Annotated in this window: 14 protein-coding genes, 1 tRNA gene and 1 riboswitch; of the genes, 8 read left to right on the top strand and 7 right to left on the bottom strand. The window is 75.3% G+C overall.

Going from position 1 to position 22,054, the window contains the following annotated elements:
* Nucleotides 1–42 precede the first annotated feature (42 nt).
* From ACGF15_RS12340 to ACGF15_RS12325, 4 genes are all read left to right on the top strand, one after another.
* On the top strand, nt 43–1,269 hold the full coding sequence (locus tag ACGF15_RS12340) for a globin domain-containing protein (RefSeq protein WP_392798336.1): 1,227 nt from the start codon (nt 43–45) through the stop codon (nt 1,267–1,269).
* Between the two features lie 208 nt (nt 1,270–1,477).
* Nucleotides 1,478–1,551 (top strand) — tRNA-Met (locus tag ACGF15_RS12335).
* Nucleotides 1,552–1,726: 175 nt separating this feature from the next.
* Nucleotides 1,727–2,974 carry a PP2C family protein-serine/threonine phosphatase gene (locus ACGF15_RS12330; RefSeq protein ID WP_345616313.1) on the top strand — a complete coding sequence of 416 codons (1,248 nt, stop codon included), beginning with the start codon at nt 1,727–1,729 and terminating at the stop codon, nt 2,972–2,974.
* 215 nt (nt 2,975–3,189) lie between these two features.
* Nucleotides 3,190–3,349: riboswitch (cyclic di-AMP (ydaO/yuaA leader) on the top strand.
* Nucleotides 3,350–3,360: 11 nt separating this feature from the next.
* Nucleotides 3,361–4,419 (top strand): M23 family metallopeptidase, encoded by a 1,059-nt coding sequence (locus ACGF15_RS12325; RefSeq protein ID WP_392798333.1) that lies wholly within the window; start codon nt 3,361–3,363, stop codon nt 4,417–4,419.
* Nucleotides 4,420–4,555: 136 nt separating this feature from the next.
* Here ACGF15_RS12325 and ACGF15_RS12320 read toward each other — a convergent pair whose 3' ends face one another.
* The 4 genes from ACGF15_RS12320 to ACGF15_RS12305 form a co-directional block, all read right to left on the bottom strand.
* Nucleotides 4,556–5,845: a PrsW family intramembrane metalloprotease gene (locus tag ACGF15_RS12320; RefSeq protein ID WP_392798824.1), complete on the bottom strand. Its 1,290-nt coding sequence runs from the start codon at nt 5,843–5,845 to the stop codon at nt 4,556–4,558.
* Between the two features lie 202 nt (nt 5,846–6,047).
* The gene (gene trmB, locus ACGF15_RS12315; protein WP_376428231.1) at nt 6,048–6,839 is read right to left on the bottom strand and encodes a tRNA (guanosine(46)-N7)-methyltransferase TrmB; all 792 of its coding nucleotides are present in this window, start codon (nt 6,837–6,839) and stop codon (nt 6,048–6,050) included.
* Between the two features lie 112 nt (nt 6,840–6,951).
* A complete protein-coding gene (lhgO, locus tag ACGF15_RS12310) occupies nt 6,952–8,169 on the bottom strand; it encodes an L-2-hydroxyglutarate oxidase (protein WP_362609998.1) in 1,218 nt (405 codons plus the stop codon).
* 76 nt (nt 8,170–8,245) lie between these two features.
* Complete coding sequence (locus tag ACGF15_RS12305) at nt 8,246–9,721, bottom strand: MFS transporter (RefSeq protein WP_345616317.1); 1,476 nt, start codon at nt 9,719–9,721, stop codon at nt 8,246–8,248.
* 670 nt (nt 9,722–10,391) lie between these two features.
* Here ACGF15_RS12305 and ACGF15_RS12300 point away from each other — a divergent pair.
* Complete coding sequence (locus ACGF15_RS12300) at nt 10,392–12,554, top strand: asparagine synthase-related protein (RefSeq protein WP_392798821.1); 2,163 nt, start codon at nt 10,392–10,394, stop codon at nt 12,552–12,554.
* 446 nt (nt 12,555–13,000) lie between these two features.
* Here the strand turns inward: ACGF15_RS12300 and ACGF15_RS12295 are convergent, their stop codons facing one another.
* Both ACGF15_RS12295 and ACGF15_RS12290 read right to left on the bottom strand, forming a co-directional pair.
* Nucleotides 13,001–14,983, bottom strand: a complete 1,983-nt coding sequence (locus tag ACGF15_RS12295; protein ID WP_392798328.1) for a sigma-70 family RNA polymerase sigma factor — start codon at nt 14,981–14,983, stop codon at nt 13,001–13,003.
* 171 nt (nt 14,984–15,154) lie between these two features.
* Entirely contained in the window at nt 15,155–15,955 is an 801-nt protein-coding gene (locus ACGF15_RS12290) for a helix-turn-helix domain-containing protein (protein ID WP_362610033.1), read from the bottom strand.
* A 327-nt stretch (nt 15,956–16,282) separates the two neighbouring features.
* Here ACGF15_RS12290 and ACGF15_RS12285 point away from each other — a divergent pair, with 327 nt between their 5' ends.
* Together ACGF15_RS12285 and ACGF15_RS12280 are read left to right on the top strand one after the other, a co-directional pair.
* Nucleotides 16,283–17,725 carry an FAD-dependent oxidoreductase gene (locus tag ACGF15_RS12285; protein WP_345616320.1) on the top strand — a complete coding sequence of 481 codons (1,443 nt, stop codon included), beginning with the start codon at nt 16,283–16,285 and terminating at the stop codon, nt 17,723–17,725.
* 153 nt (nt 17,726–17,878) lie between these two features.
* On the top strand, nt 17,879–19,561 hold the full coding sequence (locus ACGF15_RS12280) for a SpoIIE family protein phosphatase (protein WP_345616321.1): 1,683 nt from the start codon (nt 17,879–17,881) through the stop codon (nt 19,559–19,561).
* A 24-nt stretch (nt 19,562–19,585) separates the two neighbouring features.
* Here the strand turns inward: ACGF15_RS12280 and ACGF15_RS12275 are convergent, their stop codons facing one another.
* Complete coding sequence (locus tag ACGF15_RS12275) at nt 19,586–20,914, bottom strand: MFS transporter (protein WP_392798818.1); 1,329 nt, start codon at nt 20,912–20,914, stop codon at nt 19,586–19,588.
* 141 nt (nt 20,915–21,055) lie between these two features.
* Here ACGF15_RS12275 and ACGF15_RS12270 point away from each other — a divergent pair, with 141 nt between their 5' ends.
* Nucleotides 21,056–21,622: a MarR family winged helix-turn-helix transcriptional regulator gene (locus tag ACGF15_RS12270; RefSeq protein WP_392798324.1), complete on the top strand. Its 567-nt coding sequence runs from the start codon at nt 21,056–21,058 to the stop codon at nt 21,620–21,622.
* Nucleotides 21,623–22,054 lie beyond the last annotated feature (432 nt).

Genomic DNA, 22,054 nt, shown 5'->3' with positions numbered 1-22,054 from the left:
GTCAGCAAAAATGCGAAGATCTTTAACCAATTAGGAGTCCCTGTGCTGTCCGACCAGTCCGCGCCCGTCGTCCGCGCCACGCTCCCGGCCGTCGGTGCCGCGATCGGCGAGATCGCCGACCGCTTCTACGAGCGGCTCTTCGCCGACCGGCCCGAGCTGCTGCGCGACCTGTTCAACCGCGGCAACCAGGCCAACGGCGAGCAGCGCCGCGCCCTCGCCGGGTCCATCGCCGCCTTCGCCACGATGCTGGTGCAGCGGCCCGACGAGCGGCCGGACGCCCTGCTCGCCCGGATCGCCGGCAAGCACGCCTCCCTCGGGGTCACCTCCGACCAGTACAAGCTCGTCCAGCGGCACCTCTTCGGGGCCATCGCCGAGGTGCTGGGGGACGCGGTGACCCCCGAGGTGGCCGACGCCTGGGACGAGGTGTACTGGCTGATGGCCGGCGCCCTGATCGCCCGGGAGGCCCGCCTCTACCAGGAGGCGGGGGTGCCCGAGGGCGAGGTGTGGCAGCGCATGGTGGTCGAGGAGCGCCACCAGGAGACGCCCGACGTGGTCTCGTTCACCCTGCGCCACGCCGACGGCCGCCCGGCCGGGGCCTTCCGGCCCGGGCAGTACGTCAGCGTGCAGGTCCCGCTGCCCGACGGTGCGCGGCAGATTCGCCAGTACAGCCTCTCGGCGGCCCCCGGCGGATCCACCTGGCGGATCAGCGTCAAGCGGGTGCGCGGCGGCGCAGCGCCCGAGGGCGAGGTGTCGGCGTGGCTGCACGAGCACCTGCGGCCCGGCGGCGAGCTGACCGTCTCGCTGCCCTTCGGCGACCTGGTGCTGCCCCCCGGGGACGGCCCCGTGGCGCTGGTCTCGGCCGGAATCGGCGGCACGCCGATGCTCTCGGTGCTCGGCCACCTGGCGGAGACGGGACGCGACCGCAAGGTCCTCGTCGCCCACGCCGACCGGAGCCCGTCCGGCCACGCCCACCGCGCGGAGCTCCTGCGGCTGGCGGCGGCGCACCCCCGCGCCGCCGTCCGCCTCTGGTACGAGGAGCCGGGGGAGCAGGAGACCGGGGACCAGGGGAACGGCGGCGGCCCGGTGGCGGTCGCGTCCGGACCGTTGGACGCCGGGGCTCTGGAGCTGCCCAAGGGGGTCACCGTGCTGCTCTGCGGCCCGCTGCCCTTCATGCGCGCGGTCCGCGGGGACCTGCTGCGCCGGGGCGTCCCGGCCGAGCGGATCCAGTACGAGGTCTTCGGTCCGGACCTGTGGCTGGGCCTGGAGTGAGCCCCGTCCGGCTCCGCCCGGTGCGCTCCGGCGGCTGACGCGGAGCCCCCGGCCGGGGCGCCGGCCCGCCCGGCACCGGCGCCTCCGCACGGCGGCGCACCCGGCCCCTTCCGCCCGGCGGACCGGGCCGGGCGGGGGCTCTCGGAGCCCCCGCCCGGGAAACGTGGTCGGAACCGCCCCGCGGATGGCGTATGGTTGTGTTCACCGACGCGGGGTGGAGCAGCTCGGTAGCTCGCTGGGCTCATAACCCAGAGGTCGCAGGTTCAAATCCTGTCCCCGCTACTGAAGGCCGAGGCCCGGTGATCATCACGATCACCGGGCCTTCGTCGTGTGCCCCTCCGGGCCGGTGGTTCGCCCGGCAGGTCGGCGGCAAGTCGCCGCCGCGCCGATCCGCACGCAGCATGGGAAGAGCGCGGCACCGGTCCGCGGCCGTGGACCAAGCGGCAGGAGATCAGCTGTGGGGCGAGAGCAGGGCGCCGGCTACCGGCCTCCGTGGTTCCTGCGCCTGCTGCCTGCCGCCACGCTGCTCGCGGGCGTCGCACTGGACGCGCTCACCCCGCCGCGGTTCACGGCCGTCTCGTTCTACGCCGCCGCCCCGCTGATCGCCGCCGCCATCGCCTCCTGGGTGGTGACCCTCCTCACGGGGATCGGCGCGATCCTGGCCACCGGGGCGCTGCACTACTACGACGACAACATCACCGAGGCGACCGCCTTCACCGAGACGAGCACCGTGGTCACGGTCTCCGCCGTGGCCCTGGTGATCAACAGGGTGGTGCGGCGCAGCGGTGAGCGGCTGGCCTCCGCCCGGGTGGTCGCCGAGGCCGCGCAGCGCGCCGTGCTGCCCACGCCCCAGGACCGGATAGCCGGGCTCCACATCGCCGCCCGCTACGAGGCGGCGCAGGCGGAGGCGTTCATCGGGGGCGACCTCTTCGCCGTCCAGGACACCCCGCACGGGATCCGGCTGATCGTGGGGGACGTGCGGGGCAAGGGCATGGGCGCGGTGGAGTCGGTCGCCGTGCTCATCGGCACGTTCCGGGAGGCGGCCGAGCAGGAGCGCACACTGGAGCAGGTGGCCGAGCGCCTGGAGCGGGCGCTGCGGCGGGAGGGGGTGCGCCGGGCCGGGCTCGACGCGGTGGAGGGCTTCACCACCGCCGTGCTGGGCGAGATCCCGCACCCGGACGGCGGGGGCGGCGCGCACGGCCCGCCGGCGCGGCAGGGGGCGGGGGGCGGCGTGCCCGGCACCGTCCGGCTGCTCAACCGCGGGCATCCGGACCCGCTGCTGCTCCATGCGGACGGCCGGCTGGACGTGCTGCCGCCCGCGCAGGCCGCGCTGCCGCTGGGGATGGGGGATCTCGGCGGCTGGCCGGACCGCCCGGAGTCGTTCCCGCTGCCCGCCGGGTCCACGCTGCTGCTCTACACGGACGGGCTGTCGGAGGCGCGCGACGGCCGCGGGGTGTTCTACGACCCGGTGGAGCGGCTGAGCGGGCGGATCTTCGCGGAGCCGGACGACCTGCTGGACGCGCTCGTGGCGGACGTCCGGCGCTACACGGGCGGGGGGTCGAGCGACGACATGGCCCTGCTGGCCGTCCAGCGGCCGGCGGCCGGGCAGCCGGAGCGCAGGCGTACGGTTCCGGTCGTCCGCGGTGACCGGAAGGAGTCGGTCAGGGGGGCCGGGAGACGCGCCGACCGAGAGCACCGTGCGTAGTCGGAGGATGCCCCTCCGCATAACAAGTGACGAACTGTCAGAAAAGCTTCTCCTCCTGAGGTGCGCTCAAGTCGCCCGAATCCACACGCTTCTGTCCCGTTTGGTCCCCGTCAAGATCCTCAACTATCCGCGGGAACGGCTTGGAAACCTGCCGCGGCTTCTATTAACGTTCGATAACGCAGCACGGTCGTCCCAGCCGTCGCAAGAGGCGGCACCGTGCTCACGCGCCGAATCCCGCAAGGGAACCGGGGAACCACCACTTGGGGTGAATCAGCCAACTTCGGCCGCACGCACATCGGCGGCAGAGGGCGGCCGTAGGAGACCTTCCTGCTCCGAACCCGTCAGCTAACCCGGTAGGCGAGAAGGAAGGAAAGGAGTACGCCTTCGTGGCGTCCAACATGCCTGCTCCCGAGGCCCCGACCGCGTCGTCCCGGTTCAGCGGCGACACCCCGGAAGCCTCCTTCGGGGAGTGGAACCCGACCGAGGAGACGGTCCGCCCCGTGCGGGGCCGGCACCGCGTGGTCAAGCAGCGCGGCGGCCTGGCCCGCAGCTCCACCGTCCTCGGCGTGGGCGTCATCGCGGCCGTGGGCGCGGGTGGCATCGCCACCGCGCAGGACAAGCCCGCGGTCTCCATATCCCTTCCCGACGCCCTCACCGACAGCCTCCCCGAGGCCGCCTCCCTCCCCGGGGTCGGCTCCCTGATCGCGGACTCCGACGCGGACTCCGGCTCCGGGACGACCGCCGACACCGCCCCCCTCACCGCCATGGTGCCCGTGGCCGAGACCGCCCCGAGCGGCGCCGAGGACCGCTCCGCAGGAGCGGGCGAGGCCCTGCGGGCCCGGATCCTCCAGCAGGCCGAGCAGCAGCGCGCCGAGGCGGACGCGGAGGCCAAGGCCGCGGCCGAGAAGGCCGCCGCGGAGGCGGCGGCGGCCGAGGCCGCCAAGCAGCAGAGCGAGGCGGAGGCCAAGGCCGCCGAGGAGAAGCGCAAGGCCGAGGAGGCGGCACGGGCCAAGGCCGAGGCCGAGCGCCTCGCCAGGCTCGCGGCCAGCTACGCCCTCCCCACCTCCTCCTACACCCTCACCTCGACCTACGGCCAGGCCGGCGCCATGTGGTCCTCCGGCTACCACACCGGCCTGGACTTCGCCGCTCCCACCGGCACCCCGGTCAAGGCCGTCCACGGCGGCACCGTCACCTCGGCCGGCTGGTCCGGCTCGTACGGCTACCGCATCGTGCTGGAGCTGGAGGACGGCACCGAGGTCTGGTACGCGCACCTGTCCTCCATGACGGCCTCGGCCGGTCAGAAGGTCGCCACCGGCGAGACCATCGGACGGGTCGGCGCGACCGGCAACGTCACCGGTCCCCACCTCCACCTCGAGGTGCACTCCCCCGGTGGCTCCGGCCTCGACCCGCTCGCCTGGCTGCGGGGCAAGGGCCTCACCGTCTGACGCGGCGATCCCGCACCCGCGTCCGCAGCGCCCCGGGAGCCCCGGGGCGCTTCGGCGTCCGCGCCACCGCGCGCCCCGCGGCCTCCGCCCGCGTTCCCACCGGCACGGACCACCCGGGGCCCCGCCCGGAGCCGCCTCAGGTGCGGTAGGGGTTGAACCCGTCGTAGTCCCGGTGCGGCAGCACCTGGGGGGCCCGGCCCGTGGCGCGCGCCGCGTAGGCCAGGGACGGCGCCGCGACCTCCCGGCGCAACCACAGGTGGTGCAGCAGCTCCCGCTCCCGTTCCGCGAAGTCCGGGCCCGCCGCGCCCCGGTGGGCCCTGTTGCGCAGGAACGCCAGCGAGGTGGCGAACGCCTCGTACTCCGCCACGGCCCGTCCGGCCGCCGGGCCGTAGGTACGGCGCGCGAAGTCCCTCGCCACGGCCCGCGCCCGCATCGACGACAGCGCGGACGGCTCGGTGGCCGTGAGCCAGCCGGCCGCCGCGTACGAGGGCAACCGGGCGGCTATGGTGCGCAGCTCGCGCTGCCTGCTCCATACGGTCAGCCAGGTGAGCAGCGCGAACGCGGGCACCATGAACGCCCCGTACACCCCGAAGAATCCCCAGGGGCCGAGCAGGGAGGCCGAGCCGTTCCACAGGGCGTGCATGCCCATGGCGGCCACCAGCCCGAGCAGCGGCAGCAGCACCCGCCGTACCCGCCGTCCGCGGGGCGCCGCGGCGGCCAGGCCGAAGCCGAGGCCGCAGAGCACCGTGAACAGCGGGTGCGCGAACGGCGACATCACGATGCGGACGAAGAAGGTCGCCGCCGTGACCGACCCCAGGCCCGCGAAGCCGAAGGCCATGTCCTCGTCGAAGGCGTTCCCGAGGTAGAGGATGTTCTCCGTGAACGCGAAGCCCGTCGCGGTGAACCCGGCGAGCACGATCCCGTCCACCACACCGGAGAACTCCCTTCCGCGCAGCAGGAAGAGCAGCAGCAGTGCGACCCCCTTGGCGCTCTCCTCGACGACCGGCGCGACGACCGTGGCGCCCAGGGTGTCCGCCGAGGCGGGGTCGGCCGTGGCGGTCGCTATCCAGCGGGTGGCCAGGGTGTTGGCGAGCAGGGATATCAGCGCCGCCGCGCAGGCCCCCCAGCCGAACGCGAAGACCAGGTTCCGCCAGGGCAGCGGGTCGACCCGGTCGAGCCAGCGGAACGCGGCGAGCAGCAGCGGCACGGGGAGCGTGGCCAGCCCCAGGCCCACCAGGAAGCCCGTGGAGCCGGTCTGCTCGCGCACCAGGACCAGGATGACCAGCCCGCAGAGCGCGAGCAGGGTGAACACGGCCGCCATCCGCACGGCCCGGCTGCGCCACAGCAGCGCGGCGCGCAGGCGGGCCGACCGGTGCGCCCATGCTCCGGGGACGGGCGGTGCCCCGTCCGGCGCGTACGGGGGCACGGCCGGGGGCGGCGGGAAGGCGGGCGGGGAGGGCTCCGGCGGAGTCGCTGACACCCGTCGACCCTAAGGCCTCTCCCGCACTCCCCGGCGGGCGTGCGGCGACGGCTGCGGCACCTCGCCGTGGTGCCGAGTCGCCCGAACACGTCCGGCACGAGGGCGGACTGCCCGCCGTGCGATGCACGGCTCGGGGCGGGACGCCGGGTCAGGCTTCCCGGCGGGTGCGGCGGAAGAGCAGGTCGTGCACGAGGTGGCCCTTGTCCAGCCCCTGCCCCTCGAAGCGGGTCAGCGGCCGGAAGGAGGGCCGGGGGGCGTAGCCGCCGCCGGGGACGGTGTTCTCGAAGTCCGGGTGGGCCTGGAGCACCTCGAGCATCTGCTCGGCGTAGGGTTCCCAGTCCGTCGCGCAGTGCAGGACGGCGCCCGGCTTCAGGGGCCCGGCGGCCAGATCGAGGAACTCGGGCTGGACGAGGCGCCGCTTGTGGTGGCGCTTCTTGGGCCAGGGGTCGGGGAAGAAGACCCGCATGCCGTCGAGCGAGCGCGGCGGCAGCATCTCGCGCAGCAGGATGATTGCGTCCCCGTTGGCCACGCGCACGTTGGTCAGGCCGTTGCGCTCGGCGAGGGCGAGCAGGTTGCCCTGGCCCGGGGTGTGGACGTCCACGGCGAGGATGCCCGTGCCCGGATCGTCCGCCGCCATCTGGGCCGTCGCCTCGCCCATGCCGAAGCCGATCTCCAGGACGACCGGCAGCCCGCCGAAGAGCTCCTCCAGGTCGAGCACCCGGTGCCCGTCGATGTCCATGCCCCACGTCGGCCAGAGCCGTCGCAGTGCCTCGCCCTGCCCGGTGGTCACCCGGCTGCGGCGCGGCTGGAAGCTGCGGATGCGGCGCTCGTGGTGGGAGCCCGCGGGGTCGGCGGCGGGGCCGCCGGGGAAGCGGGGCGCGCCCACGGTGCGGGTCGCGGGCCGGGGGGCGTCGGGGGCGGTGTTTCGAGGCTCAGACACAGTGCGTCGATTCTACGAGCCGGGCCGGTGCCCCGTCCGGCCCGGTGCGGCGGGCCCGGTCGCCCGCCCGGTCCGGGGGGCGAGGACGTGGCCGGGGCCGGCACGGGGACGGTCAGTCCGGTGCGGCGTCCAGCGCGGCCAGCGCGCGCCGGGCCACCTCGCGGCCGATGGGCAGGGCTGCCGTCGCGGCGGGCGAGGGCGCGTTCAGCACATGGACCGTCCGGGGGCCCTCGCGCAGGACGAAGTCGTCGGCGAGGGTGCCGTCCCGCAGCACGGCCTGGGCGCGCACCCCGGCCGCGGCAGGCCTCAGGTCGTCCTCGGTGACGGCGGGGAGCAGCCGGGCGACGGACCGGGTGAAGGCCCGCTTCGACAGCGAGCGGTGCAGCTCTCCGGCCCCGTGGCGCCAGTGGCGGCGCGCGATCCGCCAGGAGCCGGGCCAGCGCAGGGTCTCGGCGACGTCCCGCGGACGGGCCGTCCACCGCTGGTAGCCCTCCCGGGCCAGCGCGGGCACGGCGTTCGGGCCCACATGGACACCGCCCTCGACGCCCCGGGTCAGATGGACGCCGAGGAAGGGGAAGGCCGGGTCCGGCACGGGGTAGACCAGGCCGCGGACCAGTCCGGGCCGGAGGAGGTCGTAGTACTCACCGCGGAAGGGCACGATCCGCATCCCCGGGTCGTCGCCCGCGAGGCGGGCCACCCGGTCGCAGTGGAGCCCGGCGCAGTTCACCAGGGCCCGGGCGCGCACCACCGCGCCGCCGGTGGTGCGGACCGCCACCCCCCAGGGCCTGCGGTCGACGGCGTCGACCTCCTGCCCGTAGCGCACGTCGGCGCCGGAGGCGAGCGCCAGCCGTGCGGCCATGGCGCGGAAGTCGCACACGCCGGTGGTGCCGACGTGGATCGCGGCGAGGCCGGTGACCTCGGGCTCGTACTCGGGTATCTGCGAGGCACCCAGTTCGCGCACCGGGATGCCGTTCTCCCGGCCGCGCTGGACCAGGGAGTGGAGGCGGGGCAGCTCCGGGCGGTCGGTGGCCACGATGAGTTTGCCGGTGACCTCGTGGGGGACGCCGTGCTCCTTGCAGAACGCGACCGTCTCGGCGGCTCCGCGCACCGCGTAGCGGGCCTTGAGCGAGCCGGGCCGGTAGTAGATCCCGCTGTGGATCACCCCGCTGTTGCGCCCCGTCTGGTGCCGCGCCGGGCCCCGCTCCTTCTCCAGGACGGTCACCTCGGTGCCCGGGGCCGAGCGGGAGAGGGCGTACGCCGTCGACAGGCCGACGATCCCGCCGCCGACCACCAGGACGTCGCAGTCGAAGCCCCGCCCGCGTGCCGTCACCTGCGTCACCTCCCACCCCGATAGTGCACTGGCCCGCCGGCAGGGGCTTCAAACCAGGCCCGGGGAGTGGGGGGTGTCACGCCGGGGCGGCCAGGAGCGGGCGGGCCCGCTCCCGCAGCTCCATCACCCGCGGCTCGTCGCCGTAGGGCTCCAGGCGGTGCAGCAGGTCGCGCACGTACTCGGTGGTGCGGGCGGAGGAGATCCGGCCCGCCACCTCGACCGCACGGGTGCCGGCCGCGCAGGCGGCGTCCAGGTTGCCGGACTCCAGCTCGGCGACCGCGCTGACGATCAACCGGAGCCCGTGGGAGCGCACGTACTCCTCGGTCGGGCGGGACAGGGCCTGCTCGGTGAAGCGGCGCACCTGCCGGGGGGCCTTGAGGTCGCGGTAGCACTCGGCGGCGTCGGCGGCGAAGCGGTCGTAGGAGTAGAAGCCGAGCCAGGAGGGGTCGCAGTCCCCCTCCCGGGAGCGCTCCAGCCAGCCCTCGGCGGCCTTGAGCGCCTGGCCCGCGGCGGCGGCGTCGCCGGCCTTGGCGTGCGCGCGGGCCTCGACCAGCCGGAAGAAGCTCATGGTGCGCGCGGTCGCCAGGCCGCGGTTGCGCTCCAGGGCGGCCTGCGCCAGGTCGACCCCCTCGTCCGCGAAGCCGCGGTAGGTGGCCTGCAGCGACATGGAGGCGAGGACGTAGCCGCCCAGCGGCACGTCCGCGGCGGCCCGGGCCAGCCTCAGGGCCTGGATGTAGTAGCGCTGGGCCGCCTCCTGCTGGCCGGTGTCGAAGGCCATCCAGCCGGCCAGGCGGGTCAGCTCGGCGGTGGCGCCGAACAGCGCGCGGCCCACCTCGTCGGAGTAGGAGCCGAGCAGCAGCGGCGCGGCGTCGACGCGGAGGCACTCGGGGACCATCGACGAACGCCAGTCGCCGCCGCCGTACTTGGAGTCCCAGCGGCGGGCGTCCTCGGCCGCCTCGCGGAGCTTGGCCACATCGCTGTGGCCGACCCGCACGGCGGCGTCCGCGCCGTCGGCCGGCTCCGCCGCGGGCCCGGCGGTGCGCGGAGCGGCGCCCACCCGCAGGGGGGCGCCGACGAGCCGCTCGACCGACGGGTCCGCGGGGGTTATCAGCCAGCGGGACGCGGGGGTGGCGTAGGCGCTCACGGCGAAGGAACCGGCCAGGGACTGCCATATGCCTCCCCCGCCCGCGCGGCGTCCGGCGAGGTCGAGCCGGTACAGCTCGGTGGCCGATTTCACCGCCTCGCCGATGTCCCGGGGGAAGGCGAGCCCGACCTCGGGCGCCGGGTCGGCGTCCGCCAGGCCGATCTCGTGGAGCGGGACCGGGCGGCCCAGCTTGGCGCCGATCGCGGCGGCGATCAGATGCGGCGCGGCTCCCTGCGGCACCATCCCCTTGGAGACCCAGCGGGCCACCGAGGTCTTGTCGTAGCGGAGGGTCAGTCCGCGCTGGGCCCCGAGGTCGTTGACCCGGCGGGCGAGCCCCGCGTTGCTGATTCCCGCGAGGGCGAGGACGGCGCCGAGCTTGTCGTTCGGCTCGCGTTGCTCCCTGGACATGCGCCACCCCTCGACACGCAGACGGCTGCCGCGGCGCCCCGGCGCACGGCATTCGTGCTGTGTCCTCGCGTTTCGCGGCCCGCCCGTCCCGGAGCGGTCCCGGCTGCAAAAGCGCCTGGCCGAACCGCCCGGAATATGCGCGCCCGTGGAGGACAGCAGTAAACCCAGCGTAGTTCGCCGCATCCCTACCGTTAAGAGGCGGTGTGCCGTATGGCGGGAATGTGGCGCGGGCCGGGCGCCCCCGCCCGCGCGCCGTGCTCCCGCCGTGTGGCCGTGCGCCCGTCCGTGCGCTCTGGCCCGGGGGCGGCCGGGGCGGTTCGCTGGGTGCTGCGTGGGTCGGCCCATGGTGCGTCAGCACCGGTGGGCTGGGGGACACCGCCGCCTCATCCCCGCGGGCGGCGGACCGGTCCGGGAGGCGAACCGCGCCTCCCGGAACGGTTGCCGAAGCTAATCCTCGTTCCACAGAATGGCCGGAAGTCGATGGTCGTGGAGCGGACTCGAACCGCTCCTCCACCGAGCGGAACATCGCTTTCACGCCATCCGTACAGCGTTAAATCGCCATGCTGCGGCAGGCGTTCACTTCCCGCGCGCGCGACCGGAGCCGGGGTCCCGGCGCCTCCTTCGTGGCAGCATGTTCCCGAGCGGCTTCGGGAACACGGTGGAGGCGGGGATGCGCTGGCTGGTGGGATGGAGCAGTGGCGGCCCGGGCCCCGTGCCGGCCGACGCCCCGGCCGGCCTGCCGGACGGCACCGAGGGCGGCTCCGTCCACCCGGTCGGCTCCCACCGCCTGTGGGGCGGACCCGACCCGCTGTGGGCGGTGGGCGACTGGCGCCCCGATGAGGTGCGCGTCGTCACGGTCGCACCACCGGCCCGCTCCGTTCCCGGCGGTGGCGCGAACCCTCCCCCGGCCGTCCGCCTCGCGGTCCTCGGCTGCTGCGCCGCCGACGACGAGGAACTCCGGGTGGGCCTGCTCGCCGCACGCGGCGGCGCCCTGCGCCATCTGACCGCCTGGCCCGGCAGCTACACCGCCGTAGTCCAGTCCGGCCGGCGCACCACCGTCGTCGGCGACCTCGCGGGCGCCCGGCCCGTCTTCCACACCCCGTGGGCCGGCGGCACCGCCTACGCCACCGCCGCCCTGCCGCTCGCCGACCTGGTCGAGGCCCAGCTCGACATCGGCTACCTGGCCGCCCTGCTGGCCTGCCCCGAGACCCCCGAAGCGCTGGGCGACGCCACCCCGTACGCGGGAGTGAGACGCATCCCGCCCGGGCACGCGCTGATCCTCCGCGAGGGCTCCCGGGAGGTCGCCGGGTACGAGGCGGTCGCCTCGCTCGCCGTCGCCGGGCCCCGGATCGACCCGGACCAGGCCGTCGGCGGGGTCCGCGACGCCCTCGTGGAGGCCGTGCGGGCACGTCTGACCGCGCCGCGCCACGCCCCCGAGACCCTGCCCCCCGACCCCGGGCCGGTCCCCGGCATGGGGCCGGCGGAGCGCAGGGCCGCCCGGGGCGCGCCCGCACCCGGCATCGGGGCCGACCTCTCGGGCGGCAGCGCCTCCAGCACCCTCGCCCTCCTCGCCGCCGGGTTGCCCGGGGTGCCCGGCACCGTGCTCGGGCACGGCACCGGCGCGGGGGAGCGGCTGCTCGCCGTCACCTTCAACGACCTGGCCACCGCCGGGCGCGACTCCCGCGAGCCGGAGCTGGAACGCGCCCGCCTCCTCGCCGCCAACCCCCGGCTGCACCATGTGGTCGTCGCCGCCGGGGAGGAGGCCCTGCCCTATGCCGGGCTGGAGGGCGGGCCGCTCACCGACGAGCCCGCGCCGTCGCTGGTGACCGCCGAACGCCACCGCTCCCGGCTCGTCGCCGGGAGCGCCGACCATCTGACCGGGGCGGGCGCCAGAGCGGTGCTCGACGCCCACCCCGCGCGCCTCGCGGACTTGCTGATGGACCGCAGCCGACGCCATCTGATGCGGCCGGTGGCGGCACTGGCCCGCGCCGACGGCGCCTCGCCGCAGTCCCTGCTGGTGCCGTTCACGGTCTACCGGGCGGCCCGCCGCCTCGCCCGTACGCCCTACCGGGCGGGGCTGGAGGACGCCGCCGGACGGCTGCTCACCGCCAACCGGCCGGGGGCCGTGGGGCTGAACGGTGCCGTCGGCGCCTCGCTCGCCGCGCTGGCCTGGGCCCGCCCCGGCCCGGCGGCACGCTGGCTGACGGGAGAGGCGCTCGCTGAAGTATCGGTTCGCCTGACCGGCGCGGCGACCCGCCCGGCCACCGTGCTGCGCCCCGGTGAGGCCCGCGCCCGTGCGGCCCTCACCCGGTACGCGGCCGACCACCGGATCCTGGAGCAGGCCGCCGAGATCCGCAGCCAGCGCCTCCACGCGCCCTTCCTCGACAACCAGGTCGTGCGTGCGAGCAGGGCGCTGCCCGAGACGCTGAGGGTCCGCCCGGGAGCGCGCGCCGAGGTGCTGCGCGCCGTCCTGACGGGGGCCGGTGTCCACGACCTGCCGACCGGGTGGGGGACCACCGCCCACGCCGGGCAGACCGCCACGGCGACCGCGCGCACCGGACTGCGCACCGCGCTCCCGCAGCTGATGGCGCTCTTCGACGCGCCTCTCCTCGCGGATGCCGGACTGGTGGAGGCCCGTGTGGTGCGCCGGGCGCTGCGGGCCGCCTCCGAGGGGGAGCCGGTCGCGCTGGACGGGCTGGCCGAGCTGGTCTCCACGGAGCTGTGGTTGCGCAAGCTGCTGGCCCGCCGGGGAAGTTGCTGGACCGGCACGGAGGCGCCCCGCCGCCGTGCGGTGGCCGGCGGGGTGCCCAGGCGCCCCACCCTGCAGCCCTGACCCGGCCCCCGCCCGTCCCGCCCGGCCGCAGGTGATCCGCGGCTCGGCTGCGGCGGTACCCCGCCCGCAGGGGCACGGTCACCTCCAGGGGGCCTGGCAGCCGGTCACGGCGGTGCCCCGCCCGCGCCGAGCCAGATCCGGGGGCGCTCCCGGGCGCGGGCGAGCCGGTGGCAGCTCCCCCGCATGACGGTCATCGGCGCCTCGGCCCTCCCGGGCGCGCGCGGGCCGGTCGCCGCGGCGCCCTGTCCGGCGTGCCGTCCCCTCCGCTGTGCGGACCCCTCTGGTGTGCGGTCCCGTCCGGCGCGCGGTCCGGTCCGGTCCGGTGTGCGGTCCCGTCCGGCGTGCGGTCCGGTCGGCGCACCGCCCCCGGTCGCCGGAAGCGGCGCGCGCCCCGGCCGCGGAGGATGCGCCGCGACCGGGGCCGTGCGCGGCCGCGCACAGTGCGATCAGGCCGTCCGGCCGCAGGTGATCCGCGGCTCGGCCCAGTCGGCCAGCGCCAGCGAGGCCCCGGGACCGACCGGCTCGACGACCAGGCGCAGCGTCCGGTGGCCCGTCAGCGGCACGCGCACCCGCACCGCCTCGTCCCCGCGTGCCAGGGGCTCCGAACGCCACACCCGGCTCCCGTCCCCGTACACCGCGAAGCGCACGGTCCGACCGCCCGGTGTCAGGTCGTCCACCCCCACCACCGCCTCGTACGCCACACACGGGCGGTTCAGGTCGATCAGGATCGAGGAACGGCCCCCGACCGTCACGCCCTGGCCGGCCCCGCGACCGCCGATCGATGTCGCGCCGCGCTGCCAGAGCCAACTGCTCCCCGCGATCCGGACCTCCGGGCCGCTTCCGTCTCCGACCAGGGCGTAGGGAAGCCGGTTGACCTGGTAGACGACCGGGGCGGGAGAGGTGGGAGGGGCAGGGGACGGCGTGGGGGAGGGCGCCGGAGCCTCCGGGGCGGGCGCGGGGGACCGCTCGGGTGCCGGCGCGGAGCGCGACGGCGCGGGAGTGGGCTTCGGCGCGGGCGGTGGAGGCGGCGGGGACGACGTCCGGGCGGGGGCCGCCACCGCGCGGGGAGCCGGCGCCGGAGGGGACGCGGGCGCCGCCGGCCGGGACGGTGCCGGGGCGGCGGGAGGGGGCGCCTCCGGCTCGGCGGGTGCGGAGACCGCGGGCTTCGCCCCGGGCACCTCCACCGGGGCCGGCTCCCCCGAGAAGGCCCACACCAGCCCGGCGGTGGCCGCGACGGCCGCGGCGGCGGCGATCCCCGCCTTCGCCGGAGCGCCCAGCCCCTCCGCGACGGCCCCTCCCGCCGCCCCACCCGACGCCCCGCCTCCCGCCGCGGCCGCCGCGGCACCGGCTCCCGCGGCCCCCGCCACACCCCCCGCGGCCACCCCGGCGGCCTTGAGCGAGTAGCCGGCGGCGAACCAGCCGACGACGGCGATCGGCAGCAGTGCCGGGATCCCGGCGTTGACATGCGCCAGCTCACCCGCCGCGAGACGGCACCGGGCGCACTCGTCGAGGTGCTTGCGCAGTCCGCGCTCCGCCCGCATCCGCAGACCGCCCCGGGCGAAGGCCCCCAGCCGGTCCGCGTACCGCGCGCAGTCGCCCCCCGCGGTCAGCGACGTGCTGACATGAGCCTGGAGATAGGCCTGCTTCAGCCCCTCACGGGCGCGACTCGCCAGTACCGCCGTCGCGTTCGGGGTCAGCCCGAACAGCGGGGCGACCTCGCTGGGGGACTCCTCCTCCACGGTGGTGTGCCACAGCACCGCCTGCCAGCGCTCCGGCAGGGACCGGAACGCCTGGAGCGCAAGCGAACGCTCCGCCTCGTGCATCGCCCGCACATCGGCACCGGCGTCGAGGGTGTCGCCGTGGGCCCGGTCCACGCCGCGGGCGGCCTCCGCCGCGAACACGGCGAAGTCCTCCACCAGTTGCTCGCGCTTCGCCGACTTCGTCCAGGTGGCGGCGACCCGCCGGACCGTGGTCAGCAGATAGGCGCGCACGGCGTGCTCGGGCCCGGCACCGCCCCGCACCGCCTGGAGGGTCCGCGCGAAGACCTCGGCCGTGAGGTCGTCCGCGGTGTCCGCATCCCGGCAGCAGGAACGCGCGTACCGGCGCACCGCCTCCGAGTGGCGGCGGAACAGCTCCTCGTAGGCGCTGTCGTCGCCCTCCCGCATCAGCCGCAGCAGATCGCCGTCCGACGGTGCGCTCTCCCGCGGCGGCGGCAGCACCGAGCCCGAACTGCCCCTCTCCCGCTGCTGGGGCACCGCCACCGGACCGTCGCCCGCAGGCCCGGGCCGCCCACCGCCGCCGGTGCCGGACGGTGCGGACGCCGGCGCCCCGGCAGGCCCGCCCTGGCCGGGGACCTTGCCCGAGGGCGCTCCGGTGGAGGCGGACGCCCCCGACCCGTCGAGTGACTCGTCCCGACCGTCACCGCTCATCGCGGAAGCCCCCGTTAGCACTTCAGACCCGGATTACCGGGCAAGAGTGCCACAGCGCGCCGCCCCGCCGAACCCTGCTGCCCGGCAACCACCCGTCCGGGGAGGCGCCCACGGCGGGCGGTGGATCGCGGGGCGCCGCACGGACGGCCCCGCCGCGTCGCCCGGCGCCCCTCAGACCGCGCGCGGCCGCAGTCCCTCCAGCAGGATGTCCAGCAGCCGGGAGGACGCGGCCTCCTGCTGTGCGGCATCCGGCAGGGACGGCGCCGCGGTGGCTATCACCAGCAGGACATCGGCCACCGTCACGTCCCCGCGCAGCTCGCCCGCGGCCCGGGCCCGGGCCACGAGCCGCCCCACCACGTCGAGCAGTTCGGCCGCCCCGGTGTCCTCCAGCTCCTCCTCGGGCACGGACCGGGGCCCGACGACCCGCAGCCCGGTCGGCTCACCGGCCCGCTGCTGCGGGACCCTCGGCTCCTCCCGGACATCGCCGGAGTGCTCCTCGGAGGCGCCCTCGGCCCCGGCACTCTCGCCGTCCACCCCCACCCGCAGCACCTGTGGGGGAAGCAGCCGCCCGGCGCCCGAGGCCACCGAGGTCCGCAGGAACCGGGACAGCGCCGACCAGGGCTCCTCCTCCTGCCCGAGCGCGGTACGCGCCTGCTCCGTCAGCCGAGCGGTCTCCTCGGCTGCTATGCGGCGCACCAGCACGTCCTTGCTCGGGAAGCGGCGGTACACCGTGCCGACGCCCACCCGGGCGCGCCGCGCCACGTCCTCCATCGGAGCGCCGTACCCCAGCTCGCCGAACACCTCGCGTGCGGCGCGCAGCACGTGCTCCAGATTGCGCTGGGCGTCGACGCGCAGCGGAGCCGGGCGCCCCGCCGGGTGCGCGGGCACCGCCCCGCCCCCGCTCTCCGCGGGGGACGCCGGTGCCGCCACCGGTGCGACGGCGGTCTGCCAATGAGAATCCTGAATGTGCATATATGTTCCCCCGGTCATGTCGTCTCCCCCCGGAGACATCCCCGCCCTCGGTCTGTCGGGCATGCCGTGGCCCGGCACCCCGACCGGCTATGAACATAGTTGAGCCGGGGTCAATTCAGAAGGGGGCACTTCGCACGGAGCGCCCCCCGATCGGAGCAAGGACCGGAACATTCCCTATTCCACCCCTCCTACCCACCCCCTTCGCAACCGCTGACCTGCGTACCTTCCGATATGACCCGACCCGTGCCGCGGCGGCTCCGACGGCACCCTGCGGTCACACAATCCGTCGGGCCTGTGGACAAACGGCAGAGCCCGTTGCCTCATGGGATGGTGAAGGCTGCGAACACCCGGGGCACGACCTCCGGCACCCCGCCCCGCACACGCGTCCTCGTCGTCGGCGGCGGGTACGTCGGGATGTACACCGCGCTGCGCCTCCAGCGGATGCTCAGGCCGGAGCTCGCCCGCGAGGACGTCGAGATCGTGGTGGCCGCCACCGACCCCTACATGACCTACCAGCCCTTCCTGCCGGAGGCGGCGGCCGGCTCCCTCTCCCCCCGCCATGTGGTGGTGCCCCTGCGCCGGGTCCTCGACCGGTGCCGGATCGTCATCGGCGAGGTGAGGTCCGTCGACCACGCCAAGCGGACGGCGATGCTCACCACCCTCGCCACGGACGAGGAGGGCACCGGAGCCGTCGCGCTGGCCTACGACGAACTCGTCATCGCCCCCGGCTCCGTCTCCCGCACCCTGCCCGTGCCGGGCCTCGCCGACCACGGCATCGGCTTCAAGACGGTCGAGGAGGCCATCGGCCTGCGCAACCACGTCATCGAGCAGATGGACATCGCCTCCTCCACCCGCGACCCCGCGATCCGCGACGCGGCCCTCACCTTCGTTTTCGTCGGCGGCGGCTACGCCGGTGTGGAGGCGCTCGCCGAACTCGAGGACATGGCCCGCTACACCGCGCGCTACTACCGCACCATCCGGCCCGAGGACCTGAAGTGGATCCTCGTGGAGGCCTCCGACCGCATCCTGCCCGAGGTGGGCGAGGCGCTGGGCCGCTACGCCGTCCGGGAACTGCGCGCACGCAACATCGACGTTCGGCTGGGCACCCGCCTGGAGTCCTGCGAGGGCCGGGTCGCCCGGCTCAGCGACGGCTCCCGCTTCCCCACCCGGACCCTGGTGTGGACGGCCGGGGTCAGACCCGCCCCGCTGCTCGCCGCGACCGACCTGCCCCTCGACGCACGCGGCCGCCTGGTGTGCACCGCACGCCTGAGCGTCAGCGGCACGGAGCACGCCTGGGCGGCCGGCGACGCGGCGGCCGTCCCGGACCTCACCGCCTCCGGCCCCGACGCGTACTGCGCCCCCAACGCCCAGCACGCCGTCCGCCAGGCCGCCGTGCTCGCCGGGAACCTCGCGGCCTCGCTGCGCGGCGAACCGCTCCGGGAGTACGCGCACCGCAACGCCGGCTCGGTCGCCTCGCTCGGCCTGCACAAGGGCGTGGCCCATGTGTACGGGCGGAAGCTGAAGGGCTATCCGGCCTGGCTGATGCACCGCGCGTACCATCTGAGCCGCGTCCCCACGCTGAACCGCAAGGCACGGGTGCTCGCCGAGTGGACCCTCTCCGGTCTGTTCAAACGGGAGATCGTCTCGCTGGGCTCCCTGGAGCACCCGCGGGCCGAGTTCGAACGCGCCGCGGCACCGCCCCCGTCACCCGCCGACCCGCCCGGGGCCAGCCCCCCGGCGGACGGCGGGGGCGGAGCACCCGACCGCTGACCGCCCCGTGCGGCGAGGCGGTCCCGCAACGCCGGGAGACCGGCGCAAAGACGACTGTCAGTCCGGTCCGCGACACTGGACGTGTGACCATAGGTGGGCTCACACCTGCACAGAGTGACCCTTGGAATCCATCCCATTGAGGCTTGAAAGTCAGTGAACTTCACGCGTTGGAGCGCGATGCTCCCCGGTACGCAGCGCCGCGCCGCAGCGCGAGGGACGGACCAGGGGCCTTCCCGGGCACCGCGCGGCGAAGGGGCCGTGCCCGCAGCCCGCGGCCGGTCCGCCCGCCCCGCCGAGCAGGACGGATCGGCCGTACCCGTCCTGGAGGACTTCGTCCTGCCGGAGCTGCTGGGCAGTCTGCCCGCCCTGATCGCCCTGGTGTACGGGCCCGACCACCGGCTCGCCTACGCCAACGACGCCTACACGTCGGCCTTCGGGCACCGCACCCCCGGCCTGCCCGCCGTCGACGGCTGCCCCGAACTCGCCGAACTCGGGCTCCTCGCGCTGATGGAGCAGGTGCTCCGCAGCGGCCGACCGCGCACCGTGAAGTCGCGCCGCATCCACACCGGCGACGCACCGGCCGGCGGCGAGGGCTCCTACACCGTGACCTGCCTCCCGGCCGGTCGGCGGGACGGCGACCCCGCGGGGGCCGGCGTGCTGATCTTCGCCACCGATGTCACGGACCACGCCGTGGCGGCCGAGCGGCTCCGCGCCAGCGAGCGCCGCCACCGCGAGACGGCCGTGACCCTCCAGCGCTCCCTGCTGCCCCAGGAGCTGGAGCAGCCGGACGACCTGCGCTTCGCGGCCACCTACCAGCCCGGCGGCACCGACGCCGCGGTCGGCGGCGACTGGTACGACGTCATCACCCTCGGCGCCGGCCGCACCGCGGTGGTGATCGGGGACGTGATGGGCCGCGGGGTCCGCGCGGCCGCCGTGATGGGGCAGCTCCGCACCGCCGTGCGCGCCTACGCCCGGCTGGACCTGCCTCCCCACGAGGTGCTCCAGCTGCTCGACGGCCTGGCCGCGGAGATCGACGCCAGCCAGATCGCCACGTGCGTGTACGCGGTCCACGACCCCAACGAGGGGCGTCTGGCCTACGCCTCCGCGGGCCATCTGCCCATCCTCGTCCGCGACGCCGGCGGATGCGTCCGCCGCGCCGAGGAGCCCACTGGCCCGCCGCTCGGCACGGGCGGCTGGCTCCACACCTCGGGCAGCATCGCCCTGCCGCCCGGTTCGACCGCCGTCCTCTACACGGACGGGCTGGTCGAGCGCCGCCGCGAGGACATCGACGAGGGGGTCGCGGCCCTGGAGCGCGCACTCGCGGGGGCCACGGGTTCCCCGCAGGTCGTCTGCGACCGTCTGATCCGCTCGCTGGGCGTGACGGCGGAGCACGACGACGACGTCGCCGTGCTGGTCCTCCAGCACCCGGCGCGCGACGGTGCCGACGCCGAGCTGTTCCACAACGCCGCGCTGGACCTCCTCGGCGGCCACGAGGCCGCCCCGCGGGCGCGGGCGTTCGCCTCGGGGGTCCTCGCCTCCTGGCGCTTCTCTCCCGAGCTGCACGACCTCGGGGTGCTGGCGGTCAGCGAACTGGTGGGCAACTCCCTCCAGCACGGCGTCCCCCCGATGCGGCTGCGGCTCCGCCGCACGGACCGGCGGCTGATCATCGAGGTGACGGACGGGGACGAGCACCTTCCGCGGCGCCGCCGCGTCGAGACCGAGGACGAGGCGGGCCGCGGCATCTCGATCATCGCGACCATCGCCTCGTCATGGGGGTCCCGCCGCACGCCCGGTGGAGGCAAGGCGGTGTGGTGCGAGTTCGCCCTGCCCTCCTGAGGCGATCAGCGGCGGGGCGCGGTGTCAGCGGCTCCCGGCGGAAGCCGGCGAGCGGGGCGCCTCCGGTGCGCCCGGGCGCACCTCGCCCCCGGGCACGTGCACGGCCACGACCCGGGAGCTCGTGGCGAGCCACGGCCGGTCCTGCTCCGGTGCGAGGCGCCGGCCCAGCCGCAGTGCCAGCGCGGTGATGCCGAGTGAGAACAGGACGAAGGTGACGATGTAGGGGCCGTGCAGGGTGGCTCCCATCGGGCCGCCCACCGCCGGGCCGACCGCCAGCGCGAGCTGCTTGACCAGTGCGAACGCCGAGTTGTACTGGCCGACCATCGACGCGGGCGCCAGGTCCGCGACCAGCGGGGCGACGGTCGGGGAGAGCATGGACTCCCCCAGGCCGAAGAGCGCGTAGGTGGAGATGAACGCGGCCGTGGCCATCGCCTGACCACCGTGGCCGAGCCCGGCGTAGCCCGCGGCGAGCCAGGCCACCGCCCAGATCAGACCGACCGAGGCGATCACCTTGGTACGGCTGCGGCGCTCCACGAACCTCAGCACGAGGAACTGCGCGGCCACGATCACGGCGGTGTTCGCCGCGAGGGCGGTGCCCAGGGTGGCGGGCGCGATCCCGGCAGCCTCGGTCCCGTAGGCCGCGAGACCCGACTCGAACTGGCCGTAGCAGGCGAAGAACAGCACGAACCCCAGGACGAGCAACTGCACCATGGCGCGGTGGCCCAGCAGCGCCCGCAGACCGCCCCCGCCCGGTGCGGTGGGGCGCGCCCCCGCCGGCGCGCCCGGCCGGGGCAGCCGGATGGTCAGCGCCATCCCGGCCAGGACCAGGAACATCACGGCCTCGATGCCGAACAGCAGGGTGAAGCTGGACGGCCGGCTCTCGTCGACGAGGTGCCCGCCGATCAGCCCGCCGATCCCGAGCCCGAGGTTCTGGAGGAAGAACTGCGTGGCGAAGGCGCGGGTGCGGGTCGCCGCGTCCGAGCACCAGACGATCATGGTGGCCAGTGCGGGCTGCATGACGGCCGTGCCGGCGCCCAGCAGTGTCGCCGACCCGACGGCGGCGGGTACGTCCGTGGCGAGGCCGAGCCCCGCGGCACCGGCGGACGCCAGCAGCGCGGCGCCCACGAGCACGGGCAGCGGTCCGCGCCGGTCGACGACGCGCCCCGTGAACGGCAGAACCGCGAGGGCGGCCATGGCGAACACCGCGAGCACCACGCCCGCGGTCGTCGCTCCCAGCTCCCGCACCTGCGCCACATAGACGTACAGATAGGGAACGGTGAAGCCGAGCCCGAACGCGCTCAGCGCGTTCCCTGCCTGGATCCGGCGCATCGCCGCGCCCTTCGCCCTGGTCACACTCACCTACTTCATGGTTCTGCGGCCCGCTCCGGGCCGACTGGACGACTGAAGCCTGAAGACTTCACAACTAAAGTTCGATGCTTAACTCTACACATCCAAGGACTTCAACGCCAACGGGTACGTGCCATACTTCGCCGCATGCCTACCGAGACCCCCGGGGCTCCCGCGTCCGGCCCCCAGGAGCCGAGCCTCGACGAACAGATCGCCGCGTACCAGCGGGAGTACGGCGACCTCGACCCCCAGGTCGAGAAGGTGGTCTCGGCCCTCGGCCGACTCAACCGGCGCATGAACGTCGCTTACGGGCGCCAGCTGGCGGACCTCGGGATCAGCAATGCCGAGTGGGAGGTGCTGAAGACCCTCGTCCTCTCGGGAGAGCCGTACCGGCTCGGACCCGGCGAGCTCGCCAAGCGCCTCGGGCTCACCCCGGCCGCGATGACCCACCGGATCGACCGCATGGCCGCGGAGGGACTCGTCACCCGGGACCGGGACGAGAACAACCGGGTGCGGGTGATCGTCGAGCTCACGGACGAGGGCCGGACCAAGTGGCTGGAGGCCATGCGGATGGCCACGACCTTCGAGGAGGACCTCCTCCAGGACCTCCTCGGGGAGGACCGGGCACTGCTGGGCGAGATGCTGATCCGGGTCCTGCGGCGGGTGGAGCACGACCAGCCGGACGCCGGGGGCAGGCTCACCGACCTGGAGTGAGGGGGCGGGTGCGGAGCGGGTCGCCGGTCCGCACCGGCGGCCCGGCAGAGGCTCCGGTGCGACCCGAGGGGGAGGCGGCCGGGATCCTGTTCCCGGGAGTTGACACACTCCTCACCGATCCGTAAAGTTCTTCGGGTTGCCGCTGGGCCGTAACGGTTCTCCGGTGACCATCCCCGCCGCGGATGCGGCACCCAACCTCAGCACGAACTCCCGGACGGGATCGAATTCGGCATGCTCGAATTCCTTTCGAACGCTCGATTATGAGCGGCCCGGGAAATCCGCTAGAGTTCGGGACGTCGGAACGGCTCAACGGCCGGGAGGACACCCCCTTCTGACGGGGAATCGGAGCCGAAAGGGTCTGATAGAGTCGGAGCCGCCGGAAGGCCGAGAGGCCGGAAAGCGGAGAGCAGGACCGAGAAACACCCCGAGGAA

Source organism: Streptomyces sp. NPDC048001, assembly GCF_043203115.1.
Taxonomy (GTDB): Bacteria; Actinomycetota; Actinomycetes; order Streptomycetales; family Streptomycetaceae; genus Streptomyces; species Streptomyces sanyensis.
The sequence above is the reverse complement of the archived record's forward strand: the minus strand, read 5'-3'. Positions and strand labels throughout refer to the sequence as shown.